Source organism: Paraburkholderia sp. FW306-2-2C-D06C (assembly GCF_058781505.1).
Genome location: NZ_JBYSWU010000017.1, coordinates 126,110 through 136,180, shown reverse-complemented (window position 1 = coordinate 136,180; position 10,071 = coordinate 126,110). Strand labels below are relative to the sequence as shown.

The window sequence follows — 10,071 nt, the reverse complement described above, 5'->3', positions numbered from 1 at the left end:
CCGGGGTCGTGAATGTGTTGCTGGCCAAGCAGGGCCATCCCGGGCTCGAATACCTCGATTATCGCGGCCGGACCGTCCGGTGGTGACCGCCAGCCGCTCAATTACGTAGTCGTCCGAATTAGTTAAATGCAGCTCGACGCGACAGGCCGTGGTCGACCCGTTGCTGCCGGTCAACTGCCACGAGTTTACGTCCGCTGTCCTGCCACAAACCGGACGATAAGCGACGGCGCCGGACTTTGCGCTGCAGGGAGTTCGCTCCCGGGCGAAAATTCTTCATTGAAGCGGCCGAGATGGGCAGTCGAGTCGCTCTCAGATTTCACTGGTGCGTAGCTACTACCTGTCGAGAGGCCTCTGACCTCCGCACACACGAACCCTTCCGTTAAGCCGAGGGCGCGGCGGAAAGTCAGTTGTCGTCTGATCGGACTGGCGGGCGCTCATGCGGTACCGGCTCGTCTTTATTTGCGTCCCGTGCAGATGACTCGGCCTGCTGCGCCGCAGCAGGAAGCGGCTTGTCTCGCGGCGCAGGTGGCTCGGCGGATTTTGTGGCGGGGTCTGACGACATCGCCTTCTCCCGATGACCGGGGAAAATCCCCACCACCACACTAGCAGTGAACATCCGCTGTGGCTTGCGCGCGGAACTGCTGGAGCGCCAGCCGTGCATGGGTGGCGGATGCTACGATGGCTGGAAATTGCTGCGGAGGTCTCAATGCAAAGCCCCGCTCTGTTCCACGTGCTTCTCGACCACCTCGAAGCGAACGGCACCCAGCCTATCGACATTCAGCGGTTTGTCGATCGGTGGCACCGACTTCGATCGCACGAAGCGTTTCCGTGCCCAGTCTGCTACCTCGCTGGCGAGGAGCAGCCGCTCGCAGCATTGCCGGCGCAAGGTAACTTCGAGCCATTCAAATGCCCAGGTTGTCGGACGCGGTTCGACGTACCAATCGACGGGTAACGTCACGTTTTCCGAAATGAAAGGAACAGGGCAAAACGCCGGTTTCCACGAGCGCATCGACATGAGACCAAGATCGTGCTACCCCGGTAAAACGCATAATCAAAGGGAACCCCTAGCAGACTTAACGAACTTCAACGGATGCCGCGTCAAACGATGCCAATAGGCGAAACAGGCAGCACCGACGGCAAAATCGTCTAAAATTAATCTGGTCCGATCCTGATTTGAACAAGGGGAAGATAATGATTCGATTGATTGCATGGATGCTGATTGCCGGTACCGCAGTTCTCGCCGGCTGCAACACGATGGCGGGCGCAGGCCAGGACATTTCGAAGGGAGGCCAGGCGATCAAGAATGAGGCACAAGAATCCAAGTAAGGGAACCAACTGAGTGCGCCAACGAAGCCAAGACCCGAAGTCAGGAGCCGAACTCAACAAACCCATTCGCTCCCCCAATCATCGCAGCAAACGCGGCGCCTCTACGGGCCGCGTTTTCAATTGCGCTCGGTGATCGTCCTATCCTCTCACAACGGCGCGCACGACACCGTCCATCTGTTGACCGACAGCGACGCGCTCACCGCGAGCGTGCGGCGCAGATTCTGTTCTTGATAGGCTGATGAACGGAAAAGTCAAGTTATCACCGGCGACGGTCGCCTGTGGGTCAGCTAGCGGACGGTCACAAATTATCTTCGAGCGGCTCAAATTGGCCGGGTGCTGCCGTACGTAGAGAACAGCGGCCGATACGCGCCGTTAGCGCGAACTGCTCGTAGTCGGACGTGGGAATTCCGTAGCCCCTGGTCAGAAAATGGGTGGGAGAAAATGAGTTCGCACAAGCGGGGATTATTGTGAGCTACTGACAGTTTTCGACCCAGACGAACAACACCGGGAAATGTGAAACCGTACACCGCGGCCGCGGCCGCGTACTGCAGGAAAGCGCGCGAGAGCGCCGCAGCAGGCGTTTGACGCATCGACGAGGGGCCTGTTGCGTCACGACCCAAGTCATCGCACGGCCGGTGGTTCCGCGTCGGTCGGGACGCCGGCCAGGTACCGGAACAGTGCCAGCGCCCGGTTCGCCGTAGAGGCCTCGTGCCCGCTCGCAATGAAACTGCTGGCTTGCCGGTCGATGCGCGCGAGAATATACAGGCCCCATACGTCGTTCGCATGGCGCTGTGCGAACACCACCGTCTGCAGCGCAGCCGGCTGAAACAGTGTCAGTCCGAAGGCACGGACCGGCGACACATTTTCCTCGGCCAGCGCCATCCGCTGCGGGCTGTGCTCCAGCACCCGCATCCGGTACACTAGGGGGCCGGAGCGGCTGTCGCGCACCCAGAAGTACAAGGTTCGACCGGCTTGCAGTTCAGACGGACGGAAATCACCCCGCCGGTCCCCGCCCTCGGCGGGTCCGGCCAGCGCTGCGGCATCCAGGAACAAGGGACGCCACGTCTTGTCGGTTGTGGACCAGTAGCGCATGCTGCGCAGGGTGGAGACCGCCCCGGCACGTGCCAACAGCGTCTCGGGACCGCCAGCGACGTGGACCAGCCCTGCGACCGCGACGACAACCCGGGAGCGGGACGCGGCAGGCCATCCGGTACACGAGGACGGCCGCCACACACTCGCATCGAGCTCCTCGGCGCCCAGGATCGCCATTGCTGGTTGCACGCCCAGCGACGCGTAGGCCGGCACCGGCGGTGTCCCGCACGGCGGCGTTGGCAACGGGGTTGCCACGGCGAAGCCGGCGGCAGCCGCCAGCGGCGCGCAGCGGGCGGCTGCCTTCAGGCAATACGAACCGCGAGGACGCGCAACGTTCATCTGGGCTTGCCTCCCAGCAGCGGCTCGGTCAGGAACTTGACGACGTAAATCGATGCGGCTCCGATGTTGAAATACCTCAGCGCGACGTAGCGGCGCATCAAGGGGCGAAAGATCCCAAAGCCTACATCCGAGATCGCCCCGGCAAGTCGTTCGTTCGCCGGCATCCCTTTGACGTTCAGGTCCTCGATAACCACCGCTTGGTTCTCGCGGCAGAGCCGAGTCGTGAGCTTGTGCATGAAATCCGCTCTGACGTGCGCGATGCGTGGGCAGCCTTGCCAAGGATACAGCTGTCTTCATCTATTGACGACGGCGAAAACGATTCCTCGCTCGCCTGTCTGCAGTGGTCGAACGTGACGCCTCGTTGCGGGTCGACAGGCCTTGTAAAGCGGACGGGAAGCTATAGTGCCTTCTCCCGCCCACAAGATAAAGTTGAAGTTTCTTATCGTGTGCATTAGCGATCGTGCATGGATCGGTGTGAAAGCAGCAGCATTGCCTTGTCACCCTTGATGGACATACCGTTCCCAAGTGCATTTACTATGCTATGCCAAGTATCGTCAACGTGATGTAATCGATAATCAAAAAGTACGTTCTGGAAATACCATCCTTGCACTAATCGCTCAACGCCTTTAACCACGCGGGTTTCGACGCCCGATCATCACTGCGGATTCGCTACAACCCGGCTCCCCTCTCCATCCCTTACGCGCTATCGGCTAGAGTTCCACCTGTGAAGCAGGTCCTATTGGAGAAGACATGCGCGACAACCTGATTCCCGTCATCGTGGGCCGAAAATGGCAAATTGCTAAGGGGTACCATGCCGTTGAACTTCGAACAATGTCCAAATCGGCGCTTCCGCCGTTTAACGATGGGTCGTGCGTCACTCTCTTTCTGAATAGCGCTGGCGACAAGCAAAGAATCTATCCTTTGCTCGGTGTTTCGTCCCTGTCCGATGGTTACGTGGTAGGCATGAGACAAGAAGGTGATGGCAGAACGGATAGTCTGCTATCCAAGTTTCCGTTGAATGAACGAGACGAAGTGTATGTCGGCACCCCCAAAAGCCCGCCGACAATTTTGGACGATCGTGCGCGATCTATCCTTTTTGCTGGCGGAATAGGCGCAGCATCGATCGCGGGAATCGCGAAGCGGCTTGCATCGGCGGGTCAAAGGTTCGAGGTGCACAACTTCGCCCGATCGGCCGACCGCGCAGTTCTTCGAGAAGAATTTGACGCGCTTCGAAGTCACGGTGAGGTCTATCACCATTTCGGCCTGTCCGATGATCTATTCGTGCAGAAGAGTTCCCACGCAATGAGTCCAACTCATGCCAACACACAGATTTACTGCAGCGGCCCCCCTGCTTTCATGGATCTCATAGAGCGCCAAGCCCGCGAATGGGTGTATGCAGCGAACGTTCATAAAATCGCCCTTGGCGACCAAAAGGCATGGTCAGCGGCAGTGTGACGGCACGGTAACTGAGGCGCGCTTTCCGCAGCTGATGCACAATCGCTCGTCGGTCCCGCCCGCTCACGCCTATCTGGGGCTGTGGAATACTCGTGAGCCGCTTGGACGGTTCTAGAACCGTGGGTTGACGTCATGCGCATCTGACCGGTGGCGACCCACCTCCGCCGTTCGCCTCTCCGTCAACTCAACGGCAGCTTGTTGGGAACAACGGACACAGCCCCACGAACTGTGCGACAAGTGCTCGGCCATGCCGGCCGTTCAAGTCTTTCCAGGAGTGGCCAGTCGGTAATGTCCCTTCGAGGCGGAAAATCGAGTCGACCGTTCACACTATCCGAACCGGCACTTCGTGGATAGCGTTGTTGCCGTAGCCCAGCCGGTTCCATTCGGCGAGATCAGGCTGAGTGCGGCCGGCAAGATCGGTGGCCCGGGCACGCAAGGTGACGACGCCCGGCGCATGGGCCCGGGTGATCAGCTCCCACCACTGCCAGCTGTGACGCTTGCGCTCGCTGACGAGATGCGCCCCCTGCCAGCCTCCGCCGCCCACGCTTATTTCCACGCGCGCTATCTGAGCGGCGCCGGACCAGGCCACGCCGCGGATGGCCAGTTCACCGCACCGGACCTCCTGCTCAGGCGCCGGCTCGGTGATCAAGGCCCGCACCCGCTGCAGCGTGACCGGTTCGCGGACGGCCGCGCCATCACGTTCCCACTCATACCAATACTTGGCGGCCTGGTAATGCCCGACGAACGGCCGGTCGATGAGCTCGATTTCAGTCAGCCATTTGACCGACGCCACGGCATACCAGCCCGGGACGACGAGGCGCACGGGGTAGCCGTGCTGAATGGGCAGCGGCTCGCCGTTCATCGCATAGGCCAGCAGCACGTCAGGATCGCGGGCATGACCAAGCTGGAGACTGCGCTCGAAGCGCAACGGTCCTGAGTGGCCCTCCACGGTTCCGCCGTCCGCCCCCCGGAACAACACCTCCGTCGCGCCCGTCCGCACGCCAGCCCGGTCCAGCACTTCCGTCAGCGACACGCCGGTCCACTCTGCGGTGCTGACGGCCCCCAGGTCCCATTTCTCGCCCTCGATGGGCGGGTCAAACTTCATGCGGCCGTTTCCGGCGCACTCGAGGGTGACGATGAGTGTCTGCGACGGCATGTTGCGGAGGTCGCGCAAGCCAAGGCTCAGCGGTCGTTCTACGAGGCCGCCAACGGCGAGCCGGAAGGCGGCCGGGTCGAGGTCGGGGATCTGGAAGTGATTGCGGACATAAAAGTGGGCGTTCGGCATGACCACGCCGCCGATCAGCGCAGGAATCGAAGTCTCACAGTTGAGCGGATGCGCGCGATGGACCACCAGGCCGGCTTCAATAGCCTTCTGGCAGGCCTCTTCGGGATCCAGCGCCGGCACGAGTTCGCTCACGGGCAGCGCTGCGCCGCAGCCGCCGCTGGCGACTACGCGTGCGCATGTCGAGGCGGGGTAGATGTCCAGGCTGCCGACCATCTGGAACGGCTTCATGAACTCGCGCAGGCGGCCCTCATCCTCAGCTTCCACGATGAGGTACAAGGTGTGCTCACCCCGCACGACGGCCTCGCCCCGGATCTCCACCCCGTGCCGCGCGACGTTTGGGCGGCTCAGGTGATTCAATAGCATGGCCCCCATATAGGGATCCTGAGCGGGGCAGCGCTCGGCAGCGTGCTGATGCCGCACAACGAACAGAGCCATGGCGGCTTCCCGGGACGTCGGTTCGATCAGCTTACTGCGGGTCGGTGGTCAAAGTCGAGCTCAGAAAAGATCGAACGCAGATGGTCCGGTTTATGGAACGGCGCTGCAGAGCCTCCAGCCGCGCCCCCGGAAATCGATCGCGCCAGTGGCTGGTGAAGCGGCTCCGTCAGCCCGTCGCGTTCGGCACCGTCCGCGCCGCGTTCCGGCGGCTGCTTCTTGGAGCTGGCCGAGCGGCCGCGCTCGGCCAAATTGCAGCCATCAAGCGTGGAGTAATGGGCAATAAATGCGCCGCAGCACGGTGACGCGCAGCATGCCCGGTAGAGGCAAGTCTGCTCATGACGCGAGCGACTATACTTCACTGCAGATGGTCAATCCACGGCCTGCAGCCAGTCGCGCAGGAGAACAGATCGCAGCCCAAAGCCGTCGGGTCTCGCGATCGTCCTATTCGCGAAATTTTTTGCAGTTGTGTCGGGGATTCCTCAGCGTTCCGAGGAGCATGGTATGAATTCTCAGGCTAAGCCGAATTGGCGCGATCACGGCGTCAAGATCATTCCGGGTTCCCGCCTCGATATGAATACGCCCCAAACGCCTGGCATGACGAGAGCAGCTGCAATCACTCACGCCCGGGCGGGCGCCAGCAAACTTTGGGCCGGTACGGTCACCATCGACGCCGACGCCAAAACGGGCGCCCACCATCATGGTGAACTGGAAAGCGTCATCTACGTTGTGCGCGGCAGGGCACGTATGCGATGGGGTGAACATCTCGAGTTCGCCGCAGAGGCAGGGCCTGGCGATTTCATTTATGTGCCCCCGTTCGTACCCCATCAAGAGATCAATGCGAGCAAGACCGAGGTGCTCAGTTGCGTTGTGGTCCGTAGCGGTCAAGAGCCGATAGTCGTTAACCTGGATATCGAGCCCGCCGAGCCGCCGGAAGATGTCTATTGGGTCGATCCGATTCATCCGCATCCGTAAGTGCGGCTACCGGTTTCCGCCGTCAGTTCCGGAGTGGCCTTTCGGGACCCTCCGAAGGTGACGATCAAATGACCCGTCGGTCAAGCGATCAGCGCTGTGCATAAGCGGAGCCTGGGCGCTGTAAGCAGCTCCCCAAAGCTGGGGCTAACCGCGTAAGCCATTCATTCAACGTCGGGGACGAGCTGTAGACAGTTGCAACCCGGCCATTCGCGGATTGAACCGGCGAAGACACGGCTCACCGTTGCGGTATCCGACGGGAGACCACACGAACAGCGAAATCTCTCTCAGATGTCAGGCCCACTCTCAGCCTCAAAGGCGCCGCGCTGCGCCTCTTCGGCGAAATCGAAATCGCCGAGAGGCGGCTCAGTGTCGCGAGCACGCGGCGCAATTCAGCGCGGTCGAGATCTACGCTGATCGATCTCGCCAGAAGCCGCATCGCCGCTGAAACAACCACGTGCCCCCAGTACGATCTGCGCATAATTGCGACGTGCACATAGGGATCGAAAGTGACGCTCCGAAAACTGAAGCGGACGCTGATGTAGATGGCGTCAAGGAGGATGGCCGGTCGCTATTGCTGAAACGTGAATGGCGGGTATGGCCGAGGGTCACGATCGGCGCGTGAAGGTCCGTTGCCTTGGCAAAAAGCCGACGTTCGAATGTCCGGGCGAGAGCGCGGGCCAAAGGCCGTAGTTGGCCGGTTGCTGCCTAACGCAGGGTCGTAGTCAATCGGCGCGTTCACCAACCGGACCGATCAGCGCCTGCTGTTCCATGGAGAAGCGATCGTTGATGGCGGCTCAGGCACTGCGCTTTGAAACACCGCCCGCAACCATGTTGACCTCAGCCTGGGGCAATCTCACACCCGTCTGGGCGCAGCAACAAGGTGCGCCCGCAAGGTCCAGCAGGGCAAGCGCCACAATCAGGCGCTCATCGCCCTCGCCACAAGACGCTGCGACGTGCTGTTCGCCATGCTGCGCGACGGCACTTTCTACCAACCGAAATCCGCCCCTAATGCTTGACGAAACACATAGGGGCACGCCTGCATCAGCTTCTTCGCCTGCCGATAGTTGGGTTAGCGCTTGCCTCAGTTGCGCCGCACAAGACCGCTCCCCCGAGTGCGGCGACAAGACCTGTCGGTAACAAAATCTTCATGCAATTTTTCCCGGCGCGACCTATGTTGAGAAAGCCCACTCCACGTGGCAGTTTTCATAGCCGGAAATTGGCGCTGTCGGTGCGGCAGGGTAATGACATTGCCGACCGGCCAGGGACTGGCTGACCATTTGTGACGGAGTCGTGGCCGACGCGCTGGCGAACCAGCGCTGTCGGCCTGTGGCAGTTGAAGCGGCAGAGTATGGCGAGCAAAGAATGGCGGAAACAAGGCACGCCGACGATCTCCTGGCTGACGCCCGGGCAGGCGGGACCGATGTCGCCCCCGCCGTTTTCCAGCCGCCACACGCAACCGGTTCTGCTGTCGCAGGCCGCATACGGATACTGGAGACTTCCATGCGCCGCAGCAAGCCTGTTGCAGTTCTGATCGGTACCACACTTTTTGCAGCGATGGCCGCGAGCACAGCCAGTCGGGCGGCACCCGTACTGGTCTCCGGCCCGAGCCCCTTTGCCACCTGCACCATCGGCGGACCCGGCACGAACTACGTGAATGCCGAAGTCGAGCCGTGGGTGGCGGTCAACCCGGGTAATCAGTCGAACATCATCGGTGTATGGCAGCAGGATCGCTGGTCGAACGGCGGCGCGCACGGTCTGGTTGCGGGCGCCTCCTTCGATGGCGGCGCGCATTGGACAGAGACGCCCCTGCCCTTCAGCGCCTGCGCCAACGGACTCGGATACGAGCGCGCCTCCGACCCATGGGTGTCCATCGGACCGGACGGTACTGCCTATACCGTGTCGATCTCCTTCAACCAGTCCAGCAACAGCAATTCGGTGGCCGCCGCGGTCTCCAGGGACGGCGGCCTGACCTGGGGGAATCTGAGCGTCATCATCGCCGACAACGAGCCCACGACGCAGTTCTTCAACGACAAGGAATCGGTGACGGCAAATCCGATCAGGAACGGTGTTGCCTATACGGTATGGGACCGGCTCGAGTCACCAAACGGCAATCCGTATGCCGATCGGCACACAGCCGCGTTCCGCGGACCGGCGTTTTTCTCGAAGACCGTCAACGGCGGTCTGACCTGGAGCTCGCCCAGCATCATCGTGCCGACCCCGTCACGGCAGCAGACGATCGGTAACCAGATCGTGGTCGACTCGCAGAACGGGACGCTTTACGACTTCTTCAACCTGATCACCCCGCCGTTCAACGTAACGGCCTCCAAGGTTGCGTTCATCAAATCGACTGACGATGGCGCCACATGGACCAAGCCGCAAATCATCGCCGATCTGCGCACCGTAGGGGTAAAGGACCCCAACACCGGTGAACCGTTGCGCACGGGCGACATCATCCCCGAGCCGGCGATCGACCCGGCAACCGGGCAGCTCTATGTGGTCTGGCAGGATTCGCGCTTCAACGGCGGCCACTTCGACGAGGTCGCGTTGTCGACGTCCACCAACGGCGGCCGGACCTGGAGCGCGCCGATACGGGTCAACACCCCCACAGGGCGGCCGGCGTTCAATCCGTCGGTGCGGGTCAATTCGTCGGGCGTCGTGGGCGTCACATACGACGACTTCCGCGACCTGGCGGACGGCAATACGACGACGCTGCCGACGAACTACTGGCGCACGGAGTCGAGCAACGGGGGGCAGAGCTTCGGCAACGAACTGCATATTGCTGGCCCGTTCGACATGAAGACGGCACCGATCGCGAGGGGCTTCTTCATCGGAGACTACCAGGGACTCGACGTGAGGGTGGGCGCGCTCCCATTTGTGCCGTTCTTCATTCAAACCACGGAAAATCCGGCCAATCGCACGGACGTATTTGTTTCACCTACTCCGTAATACGCGCGCGTCCGGCCGGCTGTCCCGGCCGGACGTTCTCCCGTCCCGCATGGTTACCGCTTCAAAGATGTACAGCACCGACGTGTTGTCGCGTTTTGTGAGCCAGCAACAAACCCCGTTCAGCCATCATCTCGACAAGATCGCCGCAGGCTGAGCAGCTCGAGGGCCTCGATATCATGATGGCTCGCAGCTGCGCACATCAGTCGGGCGATCAGCAGGTT

General features: G+C 61.4%; 8 protein-coding genes and 2 pseudogenes. 6 read left to right on the top strand and 4 right to left on the bottom strand.

Annotated features, from left to right (window positions below; all coding sequences use genetic code 11):
• Nucleotides 1–86 (top strand): annotated as a pseudogene (locus tag AC3WLT_RS15630) (3-oxoacyl-ACP reductase); the annotation flags it as partial.
• Nucleotides 87–703: 617 nt separating this feature from the next.
• Here AC3WLT_RS15630 and AC3WLT_RS15625 read toward each other — a convergent pair.
• Nucleotides 704–1,015 (bottom strand): hypothetical protein, encoded by a 312-nt coding sequence (locus tag AC3WLT_RS15625; protein WP_492592614.1) that lies wholly within the window; start codon nt 1,013–1,015, stop codon nt 704–706.
• Nucleotides 1,016–1,191: 176 nt separating this feature from the next.
• On the opposite strand from AC3WLT_RS15625, the gene AC3WLT_RS15620 reads away from it, so the two are divergent.
• The gene (locus tag AC3WLT_RS15620; protein WP_115101171.1) at nt 1,192–1,326 is read left to right on the top strand and encodes an entericidin A/B family lipoprotein; all 135 of its coding nucleotides are present in this window, start codon (nt 1,192–1,194) and stop codon (nt 1,324–1,326) included.
• Between the two features lie 621 nt (nt 1,327–1,947).
• Here AC3WLT_RS15620 and AC3WLT_RS15615 read toward each other — a convergent pair.
• Together AC3WLT_RS15615 and AC3WLT_RS15610 are read right to left on the bottom strand one after the other, a co-directional pair.
• Complete coding sequence (locus AC3WLT_RS15615) at nt 1,948–2,757, bottom strand: DUF6675 family protein (RefSeq protein WP_492592613.1); 810 nt, start codon at nt 2,755–2,757, stop codon at nt 1,948–1,950.
• Nucleotides 2,754–3,017, bottom strand: a complete 264-nt coding sequence (locus AC3WLT_RS15610) for a hypothetical protein (protein WP_328807375.1) — start codon at nt 3,015–3,017, stop codon at nt 2,754–2,756. The genes AC3WLT_RS15615 and AC3WLT_RS15610 overlap by 4 nt, the downstream gene beginning before the upstream one ends.
• A gap of 490 nt (nt 3,018–3,507) precedes the next feature.
• Between AC3WLT_RS15610 and AC3WLT_RS15605 the strand changes: the two genes are divergently transcribed.
• Nucleotides 3,508–4,212, top strand: coding sequence for a ferredoxin reductase domain-containing protein (locus tag AC3WLT_RS15605; RefSeq protein ID WP_492592612.1), 705 nt, complete (start codon nt 3,508–3,510; stop codon nt 4,210–4,212).
• 322 nt (nt 4,213–4,534) lie between these two features.
• Here the strand turns inward: AC3WLT_RS15605 and AC3WLT_RS15600 are convergent, their stop codons facing one another.
• On the bottom strand, nt 4,535–5,932 hold the full coding sequence (locus AC3WLT_RS15600) for a sulfite oxidase (RefSeq protein ID WP_492592611.1): 1,398 nt from the start codon (nt 5,930–5,932) through the stop codon (nt 4,535–4,537).
• A gap of 501 nt (nt 5,933–6,433) precedes the next feature.
• On the opposite strand from AC3WLT_RS15600, the gene AC3WLT_RS15595 reads away from it, so the two are divergent.
• From AC3WLT_RS15595 to AC3WLT_RS15585, 3 genes and pseudogenes are all read left to right on the top strand, one after another.
• The gene (locus tag AC3WLT_RS15595; RefSeq protein WP_492592610.1) at nt 6,434–6,904 is read left to right on the top strand and encodes a cupin domain-containing protein; all 471 of its coding nucleotides are present in this window, start codon (nt 6,434–6,436) and stop codon (nt 6,902–6,904) included.
• An 887-nt stretch (nt 6,905–7,791) separates the two neighbouring features.
• Nucleotides 7,792–7,920 (top strand): annotated as a pseudogene (locus AC3WLT_RS15590) (IS110 family transposase); the annotation flags it as partial.
• A 484-nt stretch (nt 7,921–8,404) separates the two neighbouring features.
• Entirely contained in the window at nt 8,405–9,850 is a 1,446-nt protein-coding gene (locus AC3WLT_RS15585; protein ID WP_492592609.1) for a sialidase family protein, read from the top strand.
• Nucleotides 9,851–10,071: the final 221 nt, after the last annotated feature.